Genomic DNA, 20,163 nt, shown 5'->3' on the forward strand with positions numbered 1-20,163 from the left:
CCGATGCCCCACATCGAGCTTAAAACTGTCGAACAGCTGCGTTGGATGCGCGAGGCGGGTCTGGTTGTCGCGTCGATTCACGAGGCCTTGCGCGGAGCGGTGCGTCCCGGCATCACGACGCGCGAGCTGGACGAGGTGAGCGCCCAGGCCATCGCTGACGGCGGTGCCACGTCGAATTTTCTCGGCTACTACGGTTACCCGGCGACGGTGTGCATATCCGTTAATGACGTTATCGTCCATGGTATCCCCGGCGACTATGAGCTGGCTCCGGGTGACCTCGTATCCTTTGACTGTGGTGCCTACCTCGAACGCGGCGGGTGTCAGTGGCACGGTGATGCAGCGTTCAGTGTTATCGTGGGCGAGTCCTTCATCGAGGACGCCGATTTTGCTGTCGGCACCCGCGCTTCGGGCGCGATCGCCGGCGTCGACGAGAAGACGCTGCGCGAGCGTCGCGAGCTTGATGCGGTGACCCGTGAGTCGCTTTGGGCGGCACTGGCTGGTCTGGCGACAGGTAAGCGCATTAGTGCTGTCGGCAAGGCGGTCGAGACCGTCGTTGCGGAGAATGCTCTTGTTAACGGCTGGGAGGCGGGCATTGTCGAGGAGTTCGTTGGCCATGGCATCGGAACCAGGATGCACATGCCTCCGGATGTCCTTAATTACAACGTGCGCGGCATCCAGGCGCGCCTGAAGCCCGGCATGGTTTTGGCTGTTGAGCCGATGCTGACCCGCGGCGACATCGCTTCGAGCACGGATGATGATGAGTGGACTGTGCGCACGGTTGATGGTCGCGATGCTGCTCATTGGGAGCATTCGATTGCGATCATGGCGGACGGCGTGAGCGTGTTGACGGCTCGTGATGGGGGAGTGGCGGGCCTTGCGCCCTATGGCGTCACGCCTATCTCGCTCGACTGATACGTTAGGCGTGAGGACCCGGTACTCGTACGAGTGCCGGGTCTTTCATTGTTCATTGACGAGGCCGTGGCTGGGTTGCCGGTGTCCCTGCTGGCTGCGTCGCCGGTCGGGCGCCGCTGGGCCCTCTATCAATTTCGCACGTAATTCCCTCGCGACTATTTCAAACGTTGAATTCGCAGCGTTGGAATTGCAACGTTTTGAGGCGTAGTCGAAAAGTGACCGTGGGGAATTACGTGCGAGGTTATTCGGTAAGGTCCGGTGGTCCCGCTGCGGCTCGGGCAGTCCCCGCGCTGGTGTGTCGTGAATGGTCTGCGGTGCGTGGTGCGCGGTGTGTGGTGCTGGTCTGGTCCATCTCAGCTGTAGTCCTCGTGTCCCTCAACCGCTGAGTCTTCACCACTTTCGCACGTAATTCCCTCGCGACTATTTCAAACGTTGAATTCGCAGCGTTGGAATTGCAACGTTTTGAGGCGTAGTCGAAAAGTGACCGTGGGGAATTACGTGCGAGGTTATTCGGTAAAGTCCGGAGGTATCTTCGGAAAATGTGACGGATTAAACGTGAGCGAACCGACAGGCATCCTGGCTACCGCGCGGGGGTGCGCATGCCGTAGAGTAGTTCCTTGGGCGTATCTGCATGTCAACCACGACATCGCGACGCCTAGCGGCATCCGCCGCAACCTATCCGAGACATGTAGAGGATAAACGGAGGATATGGCGAAGAAAGACGGCGTCATTGAGATGGAAGGCACGGTTATTGAGGCCCTGCCTAACGCGATGTTCCGTGTGGAACTGAAGAATGGCCACGTGGTTCTCGGCCACATTGCGGGAAAGATGCGTCAGCACTATATCCGCATCCTGCCCGAGGATCGAGTTGTCGTCGAGCTGAGCCCCTACGACCTTTCCCGAGGCCGTATCGTCTACCGCTACAAGTGACCCGACACAAACTGCCCGACCGGCAGTGGAGGTAACAACCATGAAGGTCAAGCCGAGTGTCAAGAAGATCTGTGACAAGTGCAAGGTGATTCGTCGCCACGGCAACGTCATGGTCATCTGCGACAACCCCAGGCACAAGCAGCGTCAGGGCTGAAGCCTGCTGCGACCGCGGGGCATCATGCCCCACAGCATCACTCTAAGCGCCCACACGCGGGCGACCCTCGGTTCGGAGGCCGGGGCCGGGCTGCTCGCCCGGATTGAGCGATGACGACCTCCGATGAACAACTGGAGCAACATCACCATGGCACGTATTGCCGGCGTCGACCTCCCCCGCGAAAAGCGGCTCGAGATCGCGCTCACATACATCTACGGAGTCGGCCGCACTCGCGCGGCAGAGACCCTCGCCGCCACCGGCGTCAGCCCGGACACTCGCGTCAAAGACGCGACGGAAGAGGAACTCGTCAAGCTTCGTGACTACATTGAGGCAAACTTCAAGGTTGAGGGTGACCTCCGCCGTGAGGTTCAGGCCGACATTCGTCGCAAGATCGAAATCGGTTCGTACCAGGGCCTTCGCCACCGTCGTGGCCTGCCGGTCCACGGTCAGCGCACCAAGACCAACGCGCGTACCCGCAAGGGTCCCAAGCGCACCGTTGCAGGCAAGAAGAAGGCCAAGTAAGGCCTAGGAACGCTCACCCCCTCAGGGTAGCTTTCCGCGACAAGAAGGAACTGAACCAGAAATGGCAGCAGCAAAGACCTCGCGCACGGGCGGTGCCCGCAAGCCGCGTCGCAAGATTTCGAAGAACGTCACCAACGGCCACGCCTACATCAAGTCGACGTTCAATAACACCATTGTTTCCCTGACGGATCCCACGGGCGCGGTTGTCGCCTGGGCATCCTCCGGCCAGGTTGGTTTCAAGGGTTCGCGTAAGTCCACCCCCTTCGCCGCGCAGCTCGCGGCTGAGGCTGCGGCTCGCCGCGCCCAGGAGCATGGCATGAAGAAGGTTGACGTTTTTGTGAAGGGACCTGGTTCCGGTCGTGAGACCGCGATCCGTTCTCTGCAGGCCGCCGGCCTGGAGATCGGTTCGATCCAGGACGTCACGCCCCAGGCCTTCAACGGCACTCGCCCGCCGAAGCGCCGCCGCGGCTGACATGCGGACGGGAGGGTCCTGCCCTCCCCACGTCTGAACCTTACGGTTCACACTCCCTTAGCCTGCTCATGCAGGTTCCCATACCCGGTGTCATATAGCGGGCACCGGTCAGAAAGGAATAGACGTGCTCATTGCAGAGCGACCCATCCTGACCGAAGAAAAGGTCAGCGACCTACGCTCCCGTTTCACCCTGGAGCCTCTCGAGCCCGGGTTCGGCTACACGCTCGGTAACTCCTTGCGTCGTACCCTCCTGTCCTCGATTCCGGGTGCAGCGGTGACGTCCATCCGTATTGATGGCGTCCCCCACGAGTTCCGCACGATCGAAGGTGTGAAGGAAGATGTCGCTGAGATCATCCTGAACATCAAGCAGATCGTCCTATCCAGCGAGAACGACGAGCCTGTCGTCATGTACCTGCGTAAGGCTGGTCCCGGTGAGGTTCTCGCTGGAGACATCACGCCTCCCGCCGGTGTCGAAATCCACAACCCCGAGCTTCGCCTCGCCACTCTTAACGAGAAGGGCAAGCTGGAGATCGAGCTGACCGTTGAGCGTGGCCGCGGCTACGTGTCGGCAGCTCAGAATAAGGATCCGCAGGCCGAGATTTCTCGCATCCCGATTGACTCGATCTACTCGCCTGTCGTTAAGGTGACCTACAAGGTTGAGGCGACGCGTGTCGAGCAGCGCACCGACTTTGATCGCCTCGTCATCGACGTGGAGACCAAGCCGGCGATCACCCCGCGCGATGCCCTGGCGTCGGCAGGCAAGACGCTCGTGGAGCTGTTCGGCCTCATGCGTGAACTGAACGAGGAAGCGGAAGGCATCGAGGTGGGACCCTCCACCACCGACGCTACCCTCGCGGCCGATCTGGCTCTCCCCATCGAGAACCTGAACCTGCAGTCGCGTTCCTACAACGCGCTGCGTCGCCGCGGTATCCTGACCGTCGGCGAGCTGGTTGCACATTCGGAGGCCGACCTGCTCGACATCCGTAACTTCGGTACCAAGTCGATCGAAGAGATCAAGGAGTCTCTTGCGGCTCTCGGTATGACGCTGAAGGACTCGGTGATGCCGAGCTTCGGTGACTCGGAGTCCGCCGCGATCTTTTCGGACGACCAGTCCATCTGACCCCGTGCGTCCGATGGACGCATTGAATCCGTAGGAGAAACACATGCCCACCCCCAAGAAGGGTGCTCGTCTGGGCGGTAGCCCGGCACACCAGAAGCTGATTCTGTCGAATCTGGCGGCTCAGCTCATTGAACACCGCGGCCTCACGACCACGGAGGCGAAGGCCAAGATGCTGCGCCCCTACGTCGAGAAGCTCATCACGAAGGCCAAGCGCGGCGATCAGCACGCTCGCCGTACGGTCCTGAAGAAGATCCCGAACAAGGGCATCGTTGCGATCCTGTTCGAGGAACTGGTTCCCGCCATGGATTCCGAACGTGCCGGCGGTTACACCCGTCTGATTCGCGTCGGCAACCGCAAGGGTGACAACGCCCCTCTGATGCGCATCGAGCTCGTCATGGAAAAGGTTGAGAAGAAGGCTGTCGTCAAGGCGGCCGAGAAGACGGCTGAAAAGGCCGCTGAGGCCGAGGTTGCCGCTGAGGCCGAGGAGGCCGCTGAGGCTGCCGCCGAGCGCGCCGAAGAGGCCCGTGAGGACGGCGATCTGGCCAAGGCTAACGAGGCTGAGGAAATCGCTGAGGAGGCCGGCAAGGCTGAAGATGCCGCCGAGCAGGCCGCCGAGGAGAAGTGACGACTCGTCACTGAGTTGCGCGAGCGCAGGGTCGGGTATCCCCAACGGGGTGCCCGGCCCTCGTCGTATCCGGTAGCCTGAAGGCATGACTCGCGAGATGACGTTGGCGATTGACTGCGGTGGCGGGGGTATCAAGGGTTCCGTTGTGGATGAACGTGGGACCATGATGGCTCCGGCACGCAGGGTGCCCACTCCCTACCCTTTGCCCCCCGAGCTGCTTGTTGAGACCGTCGTCGGTCTGGCGAAGGTGTTGCCTCCTGCGACGCGTGTGACGATGGGGATGCCCGGCATGATTCGCCACGGTGTCGTTATTGCGACGCCGCACTACATTACGCGTGATGGTCCCCGGTCGCGTGTCTTGCCTGAGCTGGTGGAGCGTTGGGATCATTTCGACATGGGCCGGGCCATTGAGGCGGCTCTTGGTTTGCCCACGAAGGTTCTTAACGACGCTGAGGTTGCGGGTGCCGGTGCGATTACGGGGCGGGGCCTGGAAATGATTATCACGCTGGGCACGGGTTTGGGTAACGCGGTTTTTGATGGGGGGCAGTTGGCGCCCCACGTCGAGGTGTCGCAGGGTCCGGTTCGATGGGGTTTAACATACGACGACTACATTGGTGAGCATGAGCGTTTGCGTCTGGGGGACGTGCACTGGTCGCGGCGGGTTCGTCGCGTCGTGGATGGTTTGCGTCCTATGTATATGTGGGATCGCCTCTACTTGGGTGGCGGTAACTCGAAGCGCATCACGGCTTCGAACCTGCGCCTGATGGGCGAGGACGTCATCGTCGTGCCTAACGATGCGGGCATCATCGGCGGCGTGCGGGCGTGGGAGCTGTGAGCGCTCGCCGCCTGCGCCTGGACCTCGGCTACGACGGCACGGACTTTCGCGGGTGGGCCGCCCAGCCTGGGCTGCGTACCGTCCAGGGTGAGATTGAGGCGGCGCTCGCGATGGTCTCGCGCGAGGACGTCGTGACGACGGTCGCCGGTCGCACCGATGCGGGGGTGCACGCGCGCCACCAGGTCTGTCACCTCGATGTCGACGACGAGGTCTGGGCGCGGTTGGTTCCTCGGCGTGGACCGGGCGGGGAGGAGGCCACGGCCTCGTTACTGGTGCGTCGCCTCAATAAAATCCTCTCGGGGCGCTACGGGGAGCGTGCGCGTGCGCGCGGCGTGGCCGTTGCACACGGCACGTGCGACGTGCGCATCTACTCGGCGGCGGTCGTCGATCCGAGCTTTGACGCGCGCTTCAGTGCGCTCGGACGTCGCTACGCGTACCGTGTGTCTGATCGACCTGAACCGCTGCGCAGGTGGGATCGCCTGTGGGTTGATAGTGCCCTTGATGAGGACGCCATGAACGAGGCGGGGGCTGCCCTCCTCGGGGAGCACGACTTTCTGGGGTTCTGTCGTCCGCGTGAGGGGGCCACGACGATCCGAACGCTGCGCACGCTGCGTGCCGAGCGCGACTTCGAGGGGACCCTCGTTTTTACTGTCGAGGCTGATGCTTTTTGCCATTCGATGGTCCGTTCGCTCGTGGGGGCGCTCCTCCCCGTCGGGCGGGGGGCGCGTGATGTCGGCTATCCGGCGCGGATCCTGCGTGCCTGCTCGCGTCGTGAGGCTGCGCCGGTTGCCCCAGCCCATGGGCTCACACTTGAAGGTGTCGACTACCCAGACCCGACCCAGTGGGCGGCGCGAGCGAGCCAGACCCGTGCGAGGCGCGACAGCTGTTGTAGCGACGGCGGCTGAGGAATGTGACACAGTAGCCGACGTGCTTTGACCGTTGGCCCACGTGCCGATAATATGGCAAGTGCTGTGCGTTGGCAGAGTACCTGGTGTCTCCCACTCGCTAGGAGCGCTCGCCGACGCCTCGCGCGAACCGTTTCATCGCGGACGCCCCCGAAAACTCGGCGCGGCGTCCCATGACCAAACAAGAATTGAAGGTTACGCCCGTGCGCACCTATTCACCCAAGCCTGGGGACGCGGACAAGAAGTGGTACGTCATTGATGCCACTGACGTCGTCCTCGGTCGCCTGGCAGCCCAGACCGCTGCCCTCCTTCGTGGGAAGCACAAGCCGACGTTTGCCCCTCATATGGACATGGGCGACTACGTCATCATTATCAACGCGGACAAGGTTGCCCTGACCGGCAAGAAGCTCGACCAGAAGATGGCGTACCGCCACTCCGGTCGTCCCGGTGGCCTGACCGCGACCGCCTACCGTGACCTCCTCGCCGCGGCGCCCGAGCGCGCCGTTGAGAAGGCTGTTAAGGGCATGCTTCCTCACAACTCCCTCGGCCGCGCGCAGTTCAAGAAGCTGCACGTCTACGCTGGCCCGGAGCACCCCCATGCCGGCCAGTCGCCGGTTCCCTACGAACTGACCCAGGTCGCGCAGTGACCTGTGGTCGCTGAGCACCTTTTACACTGAGGAGAACCGTGGCTGAGACCATCGTTTCCGCTGAGCTGGATGAGGAAGTCGTCCCCAGCTCTTACACGTCCGAGACCGAGTCGGCCCCCGCGGGTGCCGGCCAGTCCATCACTGCGCCCGGCGCGGGCCTGGGTCGCCGCAAGGAGGCCGTCGCCCGCGTTCGTTTGGTTCCTGGCTCCGGCAAGTGGACCATCAACGGTCGCACCCTCGAGGATTACTTCCCCAACAAGTTGCACCAGCAGCTGGTGAAGTCGCCTTTCGTGCTGCTCGACATTGACGGTCGTTTCGACGTCGTTGCCCGCATCAACGGTGGCGGCGTCTCCGGCCAGGCCGGTGCTCTGCGCCTCGGCGTGTCGCGCGCACTCAACGAGATTGACCGCGACGCGAACCGTCCGGCCCTGAAGAAGGCTGGCTTCCTGACCCGCGACGCCCGCGCCACCGAGCGTAAGAAGGCTGGCCTGAAGAAGGCCCGCAAGGCTTCGCAGTTCTCGAAGCGCTGATCGTATCGGGCAACCGTTGCGTTGGCCGCGCCCCGCGACAGCGGGGCGCGGCTTTCGTTTGCCCATCTGTGTGCCGTGGGATGCGTGCCTTTCCTGTCCGTGCGCTGGCCTCGTGTGAATGAGTGAGCGTAGTCGCGGTACTCTTAGTGCTGTCGTATGACCCACTGAACGGAGAAGCTATGCCCAGGATGTTTGGCACGGATGGCGTGCGAGGACTGGCGAACGTTGACATTACAGCGGAACTCGCGCTGCAGCTTGGCGAGGCAGCTGCCCGCCAGTTCGGTGGGAGGGCGCGAGCGGACGGTTCGAAGCCACGGGCGATCATTGGTCGTGATACGCGTATTTCTGGCGAGTTCCTTGACCATGCTCTTGCGGCGGGTCTGGCGAGCGCTGGCATGGATGTGACGCGTATTGGTGTTGTTACCACGCCGACCGTCGCGCATCTGACAGCCACCGAGGACACTGTGGACCTGGGTGTCATGATTTCGGCGTCTCATAATCCGATGCAGGACAACGGCATCAAGTTCTTCGCTCACGGTGGCTACAAGCTCGCCGATGCGGTTGAGGACCAGATCGAGGCGCTCGTGGGCGTGCAGTGGGATCGTCCGACTGGCGCTTCCGTGGGGGGCGTTAATGCGAACCACGCGTGGGCTCGCGAGTCCTACCTTGAACACCTGATTAAGGCGATTGGCACGGACCTGCGTGGCATGAAGATCGCCATTGACTGCGCGAATGGCGCTGCGTACGAGTTTGCTCCGGCTGTGTTCCGTGAACTCGGCGCGGACATCACTGTCATCAATGCGTCCCCGGACGGACGCAACATCAACCTGAATGCCGGTTCTACTCACCCCGAAGGATTGCAGGCAGCGGTGGTGGAGTCGGGATGCGACTTCGGTGTCGCGTACGACGGGGATGCGGATCGGTGTCTGGCTGTCGACCACGAGGGTCATCTCATTGACGGCGACAAGATCATGGGTGCTCTGGCCGTGAACGCGCGTAGCCGCGGTGCCCTCGCGAAGGACACGCTGGTCGTGACCGTCATGAGCAACCTGGGCCTGCTGATCGCGATGCGTGAGGCGGGTATCAGGACCGTGCAGACGGGTGTCGGTGACCGCTACGTGCTGGAGGAGATGCTGGCATCCGGGTATTGTCTCGGCGGGGAGCAGTCTGGGCATATCATCGCCCGCGACCATGCGACAACCGGTGACGGTATTCTCTCTTCTCTGCTTGTGTCGCGTATGGTCAAGGAGTCAGGTCGTTCACTGGCTGATCTCACGTCTTTCGTCAAGCGACTGCCTCAGACCCTCATTAATGTTGGCGGCGTCGATCGTGGCGCTGCTGCCACGAACCAGGCTGTAGCTGATGCTGTGGCTGCTGCTGAGGCGCGTCTTGGTGAGACGGGACGTGTGCTCCTGCGTCCCTCGGGCACGGAGCCTCTTGTGCGCGTCATGGTTGAGGCTGCCACTCAGGAAGAAGCTGACGCCGTGGCTAGCTCGCTGGCTGACGTCGTCAAGGAGAATTTGTCGCTGTAAGCGTTGCTTTTCTACAGCGCGGTGGGCGGGTGCCGGTTGGCGCCCGCCCACCGCGTATCGCGTGGGCGTTGTCCCTCTCGTCGCCGTTGATACCAACGCGTTGGCCGTCAGGACATGTTCGAGGGGTAGAAGCGGGACCGGAAACCATCGAAGAAGTTCATGTTTTTCACGGCAAGCTCCACGAGCCGGTCCGCGGCCAGATTTGGGGTCGTGAAAAGCTCCTGAACGTCGGGGTGGTTGCCACGGGTGATGACACCGAACTCGCCGTCGGGAGCGCAGTAGAACAGGTCCTTGCTGAGCGTGTGCGAAGGGGTGGCTTGGAATCGCCGCATGAAGTCTATGCGAAGATAGTCGAGGAGGCGAAGGTACTGCTGGGTGATGGAGGAAGGGTCGGCGGGCGCGTACAGGAGGACAGAGCGTTCGGGGATCGATAGGAACAAGCCGTGGGGTGCGTCGATGTGCAGTGTTGCGACCAGGTTGGCGACGTGTGCAGCTTTCGATGCGATGAACAGCGATTCCCCGGCGATTCCGGTGAAGGGACCCGCGCAAGCGGACTCGTCGATGGGTTCGTTGTCGGTGTTGATCTGGCCGTAGTGAAAGAGTTCGTCTGCTGACAGGGGGAGTTGCGCGAGTTCGTTATCCGTGATTGTGGTGACCGTGCTCGGGAAGTCGAGGCACAGGCCCAGAGCGAGGCCGCCGGGGAAGGGACGCGTGTAACTGAAGTGAGTATTGGCGGCTAGATCCGGGGCGAGGATGCGGGTGCGCACGCGCCCACGCAATTCGTCGGGGTCAGTGATCGGCGTCTTGGTGACGCGGCCAAACTCGATGACGAAGGCAACCCAGCGTTCGATCCGTTCCGTGTGCGTGGCAGGGGCCGACACTGCGAGTTCGTTGACGAGGTTTTCGACGCTTAGGAGGCCGCCATCTTCGAGCACCAGCGCCGACTGGTCCGTCGTCGGGTCGACGGTCGCAGTTGCCTCGATTCCGGCGTCGTGCAGTCGCCGGATGAGGAAGGATAAGGTGTGTTCGACGAGTTCCGGTCGCTCCATGGTCCGATTCTACAGTGCGCCCGCGGGCACTGTAGATGAGGGTTAGTCCTTGCGGATCGCGAGGGATTCGACTCGGTGGTTGGCGCCCTTGGTGAAGATGAGTGTGGCGCGCTCGCGGGTGGGCTGGATGTTTTCGCGAAGGTTTGGCAGGTTGATCGCGTTCCACACCATGTGGGCGGTGGAAACGGCTTCGGTGTCGGTCAGGGATGCGTAGGTTTTGAAGAAGGAGTCCTCGCGTGAGAAAGCGGTTGCGCGCAGTTTCAGGAAGCGGTCGACGTACCACTGTTCGATGTGCAACTCGTCGGCATCGACGTAGATGGAGAAATCGAAGTAGTCGGAGACGGCAACCGAGATGGAACCGGGCGTCGAGCGCGGGGGTTGGAGGACGTTGAGGCCCTCGACGATGAGAATGTCGGGCCGGTCCACGTCGATGGAGGTGCCGGGCACGATGTCGTAGGTGACGTGGGAGTAGACGGGTGCCTTCGCGTGAGGCTTCCCCGCTTTGACGGCTGCGAGAAAGGAGATGAGAGCGGCGCGGTCGTAGGATTCGGGGAATCCTTTGCGGGCGATCAGTGAGCGTTCCTGGAGAGTACGGTTGGGGTAGAGGAAACCGTCGGTTGTCACTAGGTCGACCCGCGGGGTGGAGTCCCAACGCGAGAGGAGGAGCTGGAGGAGACGCGCGACGGTGGACTTGCCGACTGCAACCGACCCGGCGATGCCGATGACGAAGGGTGTGGAGTGGGCGTCGGGTTCGCCCAGGAATGCGTGGCGCTCCGCTGAGATGCGCTTGCGCCCGTCGATGTAAAGCTGGAGAAGAGCGGACAGTGGTCGGTAGATCGCGTTGACTTCGGTCATGTCGATGGGGTCGCCGAGGGACGCGATCTGATCGATGTCGTCTTGCGTCAGTGGCAGGGGAGTGCGGTCCGCTAGGGCGTCCCAGGTGCGTCGGTCGAAGCGCGCGTAGGGGCTGGGGTTTGCTCGCCATCCAACGTTCGGGGTTGTTTCCGACGAGGCCGGGGCTGCGTTGGGCGAGGAAGCGTCAGTGGTGCTCACGGGCTTATTGTCCCTCACTCGTGCCCCTGCGCGCGCCATGTGCAACACACGTGCGTCACGTGAAGCGACACACGTTCGTGATGCCGGGTGGGGGCGGATGTGTTGGAATTAGAGGCATGTGCGGAATTGTTGGACATATTGGATGTAAGGCGTCCCAGCGCAGTCGTGAGGTAGTCCTCGGCGGGCTGGCACGCCTGGAGTATCGCGGTTATGACTCGGCGGGTATCGCCCTTGCCTCCGACAGCGGCCTGTACGTGCGCCGCGCGGTCGGCAAGCTCGTGAACCTGATCGAGGAAGTCGACGCGGATGGTCCCATCGACGCGATTGCCGGCATCGGGCACACGCGGTGGGCCACCCACGGGCGCCCCACGGTCGCTAACGCTCACCCCCAGATGAGTCCCGACGGGCGCTTCGCGCTCGTGCATAACGGCATCATCGAAAACGCGGACATCCTGCGAGCAGCCCTCATCGCTGACGGCGAGGCTTTCGCCTCCGAGACCGACACCGAGGTCGTCGTCCACCTGTTGGCGCGCGCTTACGACGACGTTACCCCGGCCTCGTACCTGGGGCCGGTCGCCGGACTAACTGGTGCCGACGAGGAGGTCGCCCGCCGACTCGTTGGTGCGATGCGCGCGGTCACCGAACAGCTGCACGGCACGTTCACGCTACTGGTTGTCTCCAACCAGTCGCCGAACGTCATCGTCGCTGCCCGCCGCTCCTCCCCGCTGGTTATCGGCCTGGGCGAGGGAGAGAACTTCCTGGGGTCCGACGTGCTGGCCTTCGTTGAGCACACGAACCGCGCCGTCGAGATCGGTCAGGATCAGGTCGTCGTCGTATCCGCGACCGACGTGACCGTCATCGACCCCGACGGAAGTCCCGTTGCCCTTAAGGAGTACGAGGTTGACTTCTCTTCGGATCGCGCCACCAAGAACGGCTGGCCGACCTTCATGGAGAAGGAAATCCACGAGCAGCCCGACGCCGTGCGCGCGACACTGGCTGACCGTATCGACTCCCACGGCCACCTGGCCCTGGACGAGGTGCGCATCCCTGAGCACGTTCTGCGCTCAGTCGACAAGGTCATCATGATCGGCTGTGGCACCGCCTCTTACGCGGGACAAGTCGCCCGCTACGCCATTGAGCACTGGTGCCGCATCCCCGTCGAGGTCGAGCTCTCCAGCGAATTCCGTTACCGCGACCCGGTCGTCGGCGAGAAAACGCTGGTCGTCGCCATCTCCCAGAGCGGCGAAACCATGGACACCATTCAGGCGATCCGTCATGCCCGCGAACAGGGAGCGAAGGTCGTCGCCATCGTCAACACGCCCGGCTCAACGATCTCACGAGAGTCGGACGCTGTGATCCTCACCCACGCGGGTCCCGAAATCGCTGTCGCCTCCACGAAGGCCTTTACCGCGCAAGTCGCTGCATGTTACATCTTGGGCCTGTACTTGGCGCAGGTGCGCGGCAACAAGTACGCCGATGAGATTGCCGACTACATGGACAAACTCGCCCGCGTACCTGACGCCATCGCCCGTATCCTGGAGAACGGAGAGACGGTCCGTCAGTTCGCCCGCACGATGCAAGACGCGACCTCTGTCATCTACCTGGGCCGCCACGTCGGCTTCCCTGTCGCCCTCGAAGGGGCGCTGAAACTCAAGGAAATCTGCTACATTCACGCCGAAGGCTTCGCCGCCGGAGAACTCAAACACGGCCCCATCGCCCTGGTGGACGAGGGGCAGCCCGTCATCGTCATCGTGCCGACCCCGCGCCGCCCCGAGCTGCACGGTAAGGTCCTGGCCAACATCGCCGAGGTCCGCGCTCGCGGCGCCCGCACGATCGTGGTCGCCGAGGAAGGGGACACCTCCGTCGATGAGTTCGCAGAGGTCGTTTTCCGCGTGCCCCCCGTGCCGACCCTGTACGCGCCACTCCTGACCGTCGTGCCGCTGCAGATTTTCGCGTGCGAACTCGCCACAGTCAAGGGGCTGGACGTCGACCAGCCGCGCAACCTTGCCAAGTCCGTGACCGTGGAATAGCCACCCGCGCGGGGTGGGCGCCCCGTGAACGTTCCCGGGCCTCGTTCCTCATCCAGGGACGAGGCCCGGGCTGCGTCGTGTGGCTGGGCAGCGGTCACCCACACCTGAGTGTGCTGCACCATTGATGAGAGCTGATCCGGTGAACGGATTGACGGTGAGCCTGTGAAACAGTAGCCAAAACCGTGATTGGCTGTGCACAGGTGGGGCAGGTTTCGACTAGCGTGGAAGAGGTGGCGGCCAGCCCGCCGCGCTCAACAACACAAGCAAGCTCCGGCCTCGTCAATCGGGGCCGCGACCACCCCAGGAGGTGCGCACATGACCCTGTCCACGATCCTTATCGGCATCCTGCCCTCTGTCTTCTTTGGCGTCGCCACGACGCTCATGGGCAAGACCGGCGGCTCGGACCGCCAGCGAGTCATGGGCGCCGTCCTCGGCGGCCTGCTCATGGCCGCCGTCGCCACTCCCTTCCTGCACCCCGCGTGGACGCCGCTGAACCTGGGCGTCTCCTTCCTGACCGGCCTGCTCCTGGGCGTCGGCGTGTGCGACCAACTGCGCTCCTATTCGGTCCTGGGTATGAGCCGCACGATGCCGCTGTCGACCGGCGGTCAGCTGGTCCTCATGTCCCTGGCGGGCATCGCGATCTTCGGCGAGTGGCTCCACGGCGGGGCGCTGCCCTACGGTATCGCCGCGATCATCGTCCTGATTGTCGGCATCTGGTTTCTGTCCCGCTCCGAGTCGGGCTCTGACGCGGCGTCGCTGGACTGGAAGCGCGGCGCGTTCCTGCTGACGACCTCCACGCTGGGCCTCGTCGCTTTCCCGCTCATCATCAAGTGGTTCGGCATCCAGCCCGCCGAGTTCCTGCTGCCTCAGGCGATCGGCTACACCGTGTACTGCGCGATCTTCTTCGCGATCCAGGGGCGCGGCGGCGTCGACCCTGAGGATTCGCTGCGCCACCGCCGTATGCTCCCCTCGACCTTCAACGGCGTCCTGTGGGGCACCGCGATCCTGCTCCTTCAGCTCAACTCGAACAACCTGGGGGCGGGCACCGGCTTCACGCTCTCCCAGCTGGGAATCCTGATCTCGACGCCTCTGGGAATCCTCTGGCTCCACGAGACCCGCACGCGCAAGGANCCCGCCGCGCCGATCGTGGCCCCCAGCTCCGCACCGTAGGTCGCGCCGGCCCAACTGGCGACACCCGTCGCAACCCCCTTGACTCCGGCGCGCGTGATCTTCTCACCTTCACCCATGTCCGGATGGTTGATGGTGTCGGACTGGTAGGAGTTGTAGGCGTTGATGCCGCCTTCTGCGACGGCTCCGACGACACCGGCTACCTTGCCGACCTTTTCGAGTCCTTCGACGGCACCGGGTATCTTCGGAGCCTCGCCCGCGCGGTGCATTCCGTATCGTGTCCAATTGGACAGGTCGCCTTTCGCGGTGAACTGTTTCCACTTCGATAACTGCGCAAAGTCCTCGGGAGGGGCATAGTGGCCGTTATGGAACCACGCGTGCCCAGCGCGCCACGTGTTGCTAACAAGGTCAGCCCAACCGCCTGCGACGCCCGGCGCCGTGGCAAGGGGATGTTCGGAACTGGGAATGAAGTTCCCCTTGAACTGGTCCATGAGCGCCCGAAGAGTTTTGTCCCATATGGTTGCGTCCACGTTGCTCAGAGCAGTGGCAAACTCTTGCTCTGCTGTGCGCTGTAGGCTCTGAACGCCACTGAGCTGTGAGCGAGCGGAGTAGTAGGAGCTGACGTTCGCAGAGGGCGCGTTAGCCTGAAGCGTGACCGTGCAATTTGTGTAGTCGCCACTGACTAAGAGACCAGCTGCCTGCGCATCGGTGACGAGCTCCTTATACTTCTCGCGTACGACGCCCATCGCGCCCGCGAAGGAGCCAAGGGCAGAACGGAGCTTCGCGGCCTGTGCGCTTACGTCCGCGCACACGTCGGATAGACTCGAGTAATCATCCGTGATGACCGGGACACACGTCGCGCTTTGATGCGACATGAGGTCCCTTGCCCCTCGGATGTTAGTATCGGCGTCTGTCAGCTTCTGGTCAAAAGTAGTGAACTGAGAATCAGCTGCCGATGCGGCGTTGGGATCTACCGAGAAAGCCCATGAAAATGACTGCTCCGCGTTCGGGGTCGCGTTCGGGGCGGGGCCAGGTGAGGGGCATGGCGTGCTCATTGCGTTGCCTCGGACGGTGTGCATTCCATGGGTAAACTCCCGATTTCTCTACAGCGCACGGAACTTTAACATTCGGTAGTTTACACCGCTCGGTTGCTCTGTGCGAAGACTTCGTCCATCCTGCGAGGATGAATCCGTCCCTTCGGTTGTCCACTGGTTGTTCTCGCATGCGTCGTCATTCTCTCACCTGTAGTGCAACGCTCGCACTCGATGACACGTCTGCAGGCGATGGCGACGCATCGGGCCAACGAAAGATTCAGTAGGCAGGCCGTGATGAAGATTATTGTGAAACAATGTGCGCATGTTAACACTTGATGGTCCATCTGTGACATTCGAGCAGGCGCGCGCAATCGAAGAACAGTTTGTCTGCGAGGCCGCGCAGATCGATGACCCGGACCTGTACATGCGCCAGGTTGGTGACGCGGTTGCGCACCGTGTTGCCCTTCTCGTGGCAGACGCGGCCCCTCTGCCGAACGAATCTCACGGACCCGTCATGCCAGGCCCGCGGGTGGACGTTGTTGCCTTCGTCGGTGGAGGCGACAACGGTGGCGATGCACTCTACGCCTGCGCGACACTGGCCGATATGGGTCTCTCGGTGGCGGCGATCCTGCTCAAGCGCAAGCGCCATACCCGTGCTCTGCGCGCCGCCAGACAAGCCGGGGTACAGGTCACGGACCTCAAAGGTGGTTCGATCACTACGATCTTTGACTCTCCACAACTTTCCCTGGTGGCATTCGCGAAAGTGTGGATCGACGGCATCGTTGGCATCGGTGGGAAGGGGGCCCTCAAGGGGAACCTCGCTGAGGCTGTTGAGTATCTCAACGGATTCTCGAGCCTGACGCGCCCCGCCGTTGTGTCGATTGATGTGCCGTCGGGCCTGACTGACGATGAAGGTCGGGTGAAGGGCGCCGTCATGCGTGCCACGCACACGATGGCCGTGGGCACCTTCAAGCGCGCCCAGATCCTGGCGCCCGCCGCGCAATACTGCGGCGCGCTGTCTCTTATCGAGATGGAATGGACGGGGCTGAGCGGTTTCCTACCACCCGACGACGGTGCGAGCGCCNTGACGGGCCTCCACCTGAGCGAGGCGGGTGCGCGGCACCGGGATTCCCGGCCGCGCGCCCGTTCGTCGTTGTCACGGCGGCCCGTTGCGGTTTGGTGACGTCGGCCTTGTTCAGGAATGCGGGGGCCTGACAGAACAGTTATCAGAATGTGTCTCCGCCGCGTTCTGCGAGAATGCGTTCAATGTCTGCATCTGGGAGGGGCTTACCCGTTGCGTCTAGTAGGCCGTGACGCTTCAAGTACTGATAATACGGATCAGCAAAACGAGGCAGAGGAAACGGCAACAAATACACGACACCAATGACAAGGGCGAGCAGACCAGCAGCCCCGAACGAGTACCAGAGGAATGTGGGAGCTCCGATCTTCTGCAGGAGCATCCCAAATCCGGCACCGAGGAACATGAGGCCGACGCAGGGGCGCAGTATTGCTTGAGCGCTGCGCGTGGGGGACATTGCCGCAGACATCCTCCGCCACGATCTGGCAAGTGGCGAGTCTGTGTATGTCTCGAACCACCACGCATGAATAAGGAGGCAACCAAACACTACGCAGCCAATTCCGCCCCACATGTTTCGTGTCCTTTCCGAACGCCCTACACGCTCCGTCAGCTATATGGTCCCTTGAGTGGGTATGCGCGCAGCGTCGGGTTGGTCCAATTGTTCGTTCGTATCACCTTGGTTACTTTCGTGATGCCGTGAGGTAGCGTACGGATGCTACGATGTCGGCTTTATTTTTATCGTCGATTTCTCGAAATGCTTTGTCCGCGCGGTCTACTCCCTCTTGCATGAAGCCGAGAACCTGCGCTATAACGCTCACGGCATGCGTGATCTTGTTGACCTTCTCATCCAGGGTAGCTTGATGCTCGCTGCCTGTTGCGGGCGAATTGAGCGTGATCTCTTGCATCGTCGTCTGTGCCGAGGCGGCGTCTTGTTGGGCTTTGCTCACTTCACCGAAATCCCACGAAATCATGCCGGTTCACTATCCTTTGTATCGCCAGAGTGGGGCGTGAAGAGTTGTGCAAGCTGCCCCCACAGGACGGTTTGGAGGACGGGTTCCATAGTGGCTTGCTCGTCGGAAGAATCGTCCTGTGGTGGAGTGACCAGGTAGGAACCCGTGGGGGTAGAGAGGGCACTGAGTGTAGCCCAGGGGACCACGCCGTTGGGGGTGATATTGTCGCGGGTCCAGGTGGTGTATTCCCAATGGCCGTTGAGCAGGGCATGGGAGAAGAGAGAGCTAGCGGGCCCGAAGGTGGTTAGGTGGGACAAAATGGCCTGGGCGGTGTCAAGGTTGCCGTCGGTGGCGGCCTCGATGAACTCTGTGGGCAGGTAGGGCGGTCCGTCGAAGGTCTCGGGGCGCGGGCCGAGCGGGGAGTTCGCGGCGACGACGTGGGGGATTTCCTCGGTGTCGATACGGTAGACGTGGATCTTTTCACCCCGCGCGCGAGCGACAGTGGCGTAGGGGCGGCCCAGCCAAATTCGTAGGTTGCGGTGGGTTGGTTGGGTGGGGGTTAGGGACGCCATCGTCATGATGGCGCTGGCCTGGTTCATGGGTTCCCACAGGGCCACCGCCGTTTCGCTGAAGCCGTTGCCGTCGACGGCGGGCGTTGTGCTAAGGCCCAGGTCGCGGGCGGTGTTGAGTTGGTCGGCTTGGGGGATGTTGCGCGGGGCCAGGGATAGGAATGCCATTGCCTGTTCGCTGGGGAGGCTCAGGGCGGGGCGGAAGGAGTCGTTGGGGCTCATAGGGCGACCTCAATGGTGGGAACGATGGTGACGATGTCGTCGGCAACGAAGGGGAACTGGTCGGTCGTTGACGTGGCCGTCGCCGTGACGAGGAAACGCTGGCCGCCCTGGGAGCGGTGGACCCACGCCCACTGGCACATCGTGATGGGTACCGTTCCCTCAATGTAGATGCCGGTGCGCAGGAAAGCGCCGCTCGGGGTAGCGGGCCACGCCATGTCCTCCAGCATGATGAAACCGCCGATGTCTTGACGAATCAGGCGCGCCGAGTCGGCCAGGACCACCGCGTCGTCCTGATCGTCAGGGATAGTGGTGGCCACGGTCATGATCGTGGCCGCGAAACTGTGGGTGGGGTCAAGAGGACCGGCCAAGCCACCAAGGACACGCGTGCCTGCCTGCGTGCCAGTCGGGGCGATAGCCGCGAAGGCCTCCTCGGGCAACACAGACCACCGATCGGGAGCCTGATAAGAACAAGTCATGAGAATGTATCTCCTTCGCGCTGAGCAAGAATGCGTTCAATGTCTGCATCCGGGAGGGGCTTACCCGTTGCGTCCAGCAGGCCGTGACGCTTCAAGTACTGATAATACGGATCAGCGAAACGAGGCAACGGCAGGGGCAACAGGTACACCACGCCAATAACGAGGAAGAGTAAGGCAAGGAACGCGAACAGGGTAAGGAGCGGTGTCGGTGCGCCGACCTGCTCGAGGACCACACCTACCCCTCCGAAGACAAGCATGAGCCCGGTGCAGGGACGCAGCATCGCCTGTGCGTTGCGCGTGGGGGACATTGCCGCAGACATCCTCCGCCACGACCTGGCAAGCGGCGAATCAGTGTACGTCTCCATCCACCACGCATGGACAATGAGCGCGCCGAGAACCGCTCCCGCAACAGAAAACCACATATCGCTATCCTCCAAACCACTTGGCGACGCGACTCACCAGGTGATCGTTAGCATAATCAGCTAACATACCGCCGGCCTTGCTTGCTACGAATCCGCCGACGACACCTCCGATGACGCCTCCGACAACAATACCGACCGGTCCGCCCGCCGCGCCGATCGTGGCCCCCAGCTCCGCACCGTAGGTCGCGCCGGCCCAACTGGCGACACCCGTCGCAACCCCCTTGACTCCGGCGCGCGTGATCTTCTCACCTTCACCCATGTCCGGATGGTTGATGGTGTCGGACTGGTAGGAGTTGTAGGCGTTGATGCCGCCTTCTGCGACGGCTCCGACGACACCGGCTACCTTGCCGACCTTTTCGAGTCCTTCGACGGCACCGGGTATCTTCGGAGCCTCGCCCGCGCGGTGCATTCCGTATCGTGTCCAATTGGACAGGTCGCCTTTCGCGGTGAACTGTTTCCACTTCGATAACTGCGCAAAGTCCTCGGGAGGGGCATAGTGGCCGTTATGGAACCACGCGTGCCCAGCGCGCCACGTGTTGCTAACAAGGTCAGCCCAACCGCCTGCGACGCCCGGCGCCGTGGCAAGGGGATGTTCGGAACTGGGAATGAAGTTCCCCTTGAACTGGTCCATGAGCGCCCGAAGAGTTTTGTCCCATATGGTTGCGTCCACGTTGCTCAGAGCAGTGGCAAACTCTTGCTCTGCTGTGCGCTGTAGGCTCTGAACGCCACTGAGCTGTGAGCGAGCGGAGTAGTAGGAGCTGACGTTCGCAGAGGGCGCGTTAGCCTGAAGCGTGACCGTGCAATTTGTGTAGTCGCCACTGACTAAGAGACCAGCTGCCTGCGCATCGGTGACGAGCTCCTTATACTTCTCGCGTACGACGCCCATCGCGCCCGCGAAGGAGCCAAGGGCAGAACGGAGCTTCGCGGCCTGTGCGCTTACGTCCGCGCACACGTCGGATAGACTCGAG

At 62.5% G+C, this 20,163-nt stretch carries 23 protein-coding genes; 15 read left to right on the forward strand and 8 right to left on the reverse strand.

From position 1 onward, the window contains the following. Window positions 1-3 precede the first annotated feature (3 nt). From BQ7477_RS00225 to glmM, 12 genes are all read left to right on the forward strand, one after another. Window positions 4-912: a type I methionyl aminopeptidase gene (locus tag BQ7477_RS00225; protein ID WP_073982358.1), complete on the forward strand. Its 909-nt coding sequence runs from the start codon at window positions 4-6 to the stop codon at window positions 910-912. A gap of 708 nt (window positions 913-1,620) precedes the next feature. After that, window positions 1,621-1,842, forward strand: coding sequence for a translation initiation factor IF-1 (infA, locus tag BQ7477_RS00230; RefSeq protein ID WP_073982359.1), 222 nt, complete (start codon window positions 1,621-1,623; stop codon window positions 1,840-1,842). Window positions 1,843-1,882: 40 nt separating this feature from the next. Next, window positions 1,883-1,996, forward strand: coding sequence for a 50S ribosomal protein L36 (rpmJ, locus tag BQ7477_RS00235; protein ID WP_003790577.1), 114 nt, complete (start codon window positions 1,883-1,885; stop codon window positions 1,994-1,996). 147 nt (window positions 1,997-2,143) lie between these two features. Then, complete coding sequence (gene rpsM / locus BQ7477_RS00240) at window positions 2,144-2,518, forward strand: 30S ribosomal protein S13 (RefSeq protein WP_005872704.1); 375 nt, start codon at window positions 2,144-2,146, stop codon at window positions 2,516-2,518. Window positions 2,519-2,579: 61 nt separating this feature from the next. Continuing rightward, window positions 2,580-2,990 carry a 30S ribosomal protein S11 gene (rpsK, locus tag BQ7477_RS00245; RefSeq protein WP_009057967.1) on the forward strand — a complete coding sequence of 137 codons (411 nt, stop codon included), beginning with the start codon at window positions 2,580-2,582 and terminating at the stop codon, window positions 2,988-2,990. A 124-nt stretch (window positions 2,991-3,114) separates the two neighbouring features. Further along, window positions 3,115-4,110, forward strand: a complete 996-nt coding sequence (locus BQ7477_RS00250; RefSeq protein ID WP_073982360.1) for a DNA-directed RNA polymerase subunit alpha — start codon at window positions 3,115-3,117, stop codon at window positions 4,108-4,110. Window positions 4,111-4,153: 43 nt separating this feature from the next. After that, the gene (gene rplQ / locus BQ7477_RS00255; RefSeq protein WP_073982361.1) at window positions 4,154-4,735 is read left to right on the forward strand and encodes a 50S ribosomal protein L17; all 582 of its coding nucleotides are present in this window, start codon (window positions 4,154-4,156) and stop codon (window positions 4,733-4,735) included. 85 nt (window positions 4,736-4,820) lie between these two features. Then, complete coding sequence (locus BQ7477_RS00260; RefSeq protein WP_073982362.1) at window positions 4,821-5,570, forward strand: ROK family protein; 750 nt, start codon at window positions 4,821-4,823, stop codon at window positions 5,568-5,570. Further along, window positions 5,567-6,475 carry a tRNA pseudouridine synthase A gene (locus BQ7477_RS00265; protein ID WP_073982363.1) on the forward strand — a complete coding sequence of 303 codons (909 nt, stop codon included), beginning with the start codon at window positions 5,567-5,569 and terminating at the stop codon, window positions 6,473-6,475. Before BQ7477_RS00260 ends, BQ7477_RS00265 begins: the two co-directional genes overlap by 4 nt. A 203-nt stretch (window positions 6,476-6,678) precedes the next feature. Continuing rightward, window positions 6,679-7,122, forward strand: a complete 444-nt coding sequence (gene rplM, locus BQ7477_RS00270; RefSeq protein ID WP_073982364.1) for a 50S ribosomal protein L13 — start codon at window positions 6,679-6,681, stop codon at window positions 7,120-7,122. Between the two features lie 38 nt (window positions 7,123-7,160). Then, window positions 7,161-7,652 carry a 30S ribosomal protein S9 gene (gene rpsI, locus BQ7477_RS00275; RefSeq protein ID WP_073982365.1) on the forward strand — a complete coding sequence of 164 codons (492 nt, stop codon included), beginning with the start codon at window positions 7,161-7,163 and terminating at the stop codon, window positions 7,650-7,652. 179 nt (window positions 7,653-7,831) lie between these two features. Next, window positions 7,832-9,184 (forward strand): phosphoglucosamine mutase, encoded by a 1,353-nt coding sequence (glmM, locus tag BQ7477_RS00280; protein ID WP_073982366.1) that lies wholly within the window; start codon window positions 7,832-7,834, stop codon window positions 9,182-9,184. 107 nt (window positions 9,185-9,291) lie between these two features. Here the strand turns inward: glmM and BQ7477_RS00285 are convergent, their stop codons facing one another. Both BQ7477_RS00285 and coaA read right to left on the reverse strand, forming a co-directional pair. Continuing rightward, a complete protein-coding gene (locus BQ7477_RS00285) occupies window positions 9,292-10,233 on the reverse strand; it encodes a hypothetical protein (protein ID WP_073982367.1) in 942 nt (313 codons plus the stop codon). A gap of 42 nt (window positions 10,234-10,275) precedes the next feature. After that, a complete protein-coding gene (gene coaA, locus BQ7477_RS00290) occupies window positions 10,276-11,325 on the reverse strand; it encodes a type I pantothenate kinase (RefSeq protein ID WP_073982368.1) in 1,050 nt (349 codons plus the stop codon). Between the two features lie 77 nt (window positions 11,326-11,402). Here coaA and glmS point away from each other — a divergent pair, with 77 nt between their 5' ends. From glmS to BQ7477_RS00305, 3 genes are all read left to right on the forward strand, one after another. Then, entirely contained in the window at window positions 11,403-13,316 is a 1,914-nt protein-coding gene (gene glmS, locus BQ7477_RS00295) for a glutamine--fructose-6-phosphate transaminase (isomerizing) (RefSeq protein ID WP_073982369.1), read from the forward strand. A 381-nt stretch (window positions 13,317-13,697) separates the two neighbouring features. Beyond that, window positions 13,698-14,486, forward strand: coding sequence for a GRP family sugar transporter (locus tag BQ7477_RS00300; RefSeq protein WP_478209440.1), 789 nt, complete (start codon window positions 13,698-13,700; stop codon window positions 14,484-14,486). A 1,506-nt stretch (window positions 14,487-15,992) separates the two neighbouring features. Then, window positions 15,993-16,661, forward strand: a complete 669-nt coding sequence (locus tag BQ7477_RS00305; RefSeq protein WP_478209441.1) for an NAD(P)H-hydrate epimerase — start codon at window positions 15,993-15,995, stop codon at window positions 16,659-16,661. A gap of 43 nt (window positions 16,662-16,704) precedes the next feature. Here BQ7477_RS00305 and BQ7477_RS00310 read toward each other — a convergent pair whose 3' ends face one another. From BQ7477_RS00310 to BQ7477_RS11180, 6 genes are all read right to left on the reverse strand, one after another. After that, the gene (locus BQ7477_RS00310; protein ID WP_073982371.1) at window positions 16,705-17,013 is read right to left on the reverse strand and encodes a hypothetical protein; all 309 of its coding nucleotides are present in this window, start codon (window positions 17,011-17,013) and stop codon (window positions 16,705-16,707) included. A 223-nt stretch (window positions 17,014-17,236) separates the two neighbouring features. Next, window positions 17,237-17,527: a hypothetical protein gene (locus BQ7477_RS00315; RefSeq protein ID WP_073982372.1), complete on the reverse strand. Its 291-nt coding sequence runs from the start codon at window positions 17,525-17,527 to the stop codon at window positions 17,237-17,239. Beyond that, a complete protein-coding gene (locus tag BQ7477_RS00320) occupies window positions 17,524-18,297 on the reverse strand; it encodes a hypothetical protein (protein ID WP_073982373.1) in 774 nt (257 codons plus the stop codon). Before BQ7477_RS00320 ends, BQ7477_RS00315 begins: the two co-directional genes overlap by 4 nt. After that, complete coding sequence (locus tag BQ7477_RS00325; protein ID WP_073982374.1) at window positions 18,294-18,773, reverse strand: hypothetical protein; 480 nt, start codon at window positions 18,771-18,773, stop codon at window positions 18,294-18,296. The genes BQ7477_RS00320 and BQ7477_RS00325 overlap by 4 nt, the downstream gene beginning before the upstream one ends. Further along, window positions 18,770-19,081, reverse strand: a complete 312-nt coding sequence (locus BQ7477_RS11935) for a hypothetical protein (protein ID WP_200783436.1) — start codon at window positions 19,079-19,081, stop codon at window positions 18,770-18,772. The genes BQ7477_RS00325 and BQ7477_RS11935 overlap by 4 nt, the downstream gene beginning before the upstream one ends. A gap of 118 nt (window positions 19,082-19,199) precedes the next feature. After that, window positions 19,200-20,163, reverse strand: a 964-nt coding sequence (locus tag BQ7477_RS11180; RefSeq protein ID WP_159430565.1) for a hypothetical protein, incomplete at its 5' end; no start/stop codon positions are given.

The sequence above is a fragment of the Actinomyces bouchesdurhonensis genome, assembly GCF_900128465.1.
GTDB classification, from domain to species: domain Bacteria; phylum Actinomycetota; class Actinomycetes; order Actinomycetales; family Actinomycetaceae; genus Pauljensenia; species Pauljensenia bouchesdurhonensis.

What these genes read in the sequence shown, in the direction of transcription:
- BQ7477_RS00225 (WP_073982358.1), top strand. Translation starts at nt 4, where the DNA reads ATGCCCCACATCGAGCTTAAAACTGTCGAACAGCTGCGTTGGATGCGC.
- infA (WP_073982359.1), top strand. Translation starts at nt 1,621, where the DNA reads ATGGCGAAGAAAGACGGCGTCATTGAGATGGAAGGCACGGTTATTGAG.
- rpmJ (WP_003790577.1), top strand. Translation starts at nt 1,883, where the DNA reads ATGAAGGTCAAGCCGAGTGTCAAGAAGATCTGTGACAAGTGCAAGGTG.
- rpsM (WP_005872704.1), top strand. Translation starts at nt 2,144, where the DNA reads ATGGCACGTATTGCCGGCGTCGACCTCCCCCGCGAAAAGCGGCTCGAG.
- rpsK (WP_009057967.1), top strand. Translation starts at nt 2,580, where the DNA reads ATGGCAGCAGCAAAGACCTCGCGCACGGGCGGTGCCCGCAAGCCGCGT.
- rplQ (WP_073982361.1), top strand. Translation starts at nt 4,154, where the DNA reads ATGCCCACCCCCAAGAAGGGTGCTCGTCTGGGCGGTAGCCCGGCACAC.
- BQ7477_RS00260 (WP_073982362.1), top strand. Translation starts at nt 4,821, where the DNA reads ATGACTCGCGAGATGACGTTGGCGATTGACTGCGGTGGCGGGGGTATC.
- glmM (WP_073982366.1), top strand. Translation starts at nt 7,832, where the DNA reads ATGCCCAGGATGTTTGGCACGGATGGCGTGCGAGGACTGGCGAACGTT.
- BQ7477_RS00285 (WP_073982367.1), bottom strand. Translation starts at nt 10,233, where the DNA reads ATGGAGCGACCGGAACTCGTCGAACACACCTTATCCTTCCTCATCCGG.
- coaA (WP_073982368.1), bottom strand. Translation starts at nt 11,325, where the DNA reads ATGGCGCGCGCAGGGGCACGAGTGAGGGACAATAAGCCCGTGAGCACC.
- glmS (WP_073982369.1), top strand. Translation starts at nt 11,403, where the DNA reads ATGTGCGGAATTGTTGGACATATTGGATGTAAGGCGTCCCAGCGCAGT.
- BQ7477_RS00310 (WP_073982371.1), bottom strand. Translation starts at nt 17,013, where the DNA reads ATGTCCCCCACGCGCAGCGCTCAAGCAATACTGCGCCCCTGCGTCGGC.
- BQ7477_RS00315 (WP_073982372.1), bottom strand. Translation starts at nt 17,527, where the DNA reads ATGATTTCGTGGGATTTCGGTGAAGTGAGCAAAGCCCAACAAGACGCC.
- BQ7477_RS00320 (WP_073982373.1), bottom strand. Translation starts at nt 18,297, where the DNA reads ATGAGCCCCAACGACTCCTTCCGCCCCGCCCTGAGCCTCCCCAGCGAA.
- BQ7477_RS00325 (WP_073982374.1), bottom strand. Translation starts at nt 18,773, where the DNA reads ATGACTTGTTCTTATCAGGCTCCCGATCGGTGGTCTGTGTTGCCCGAG.
- BQ7477_RS11935 (WP_200783436.1), bottom strand. Translation starts at nt 19,081, where the DNA reads ATGTCCCCCACGCGCAACGCACAGGCGATGCTGCGTCCCTGCACCGGG.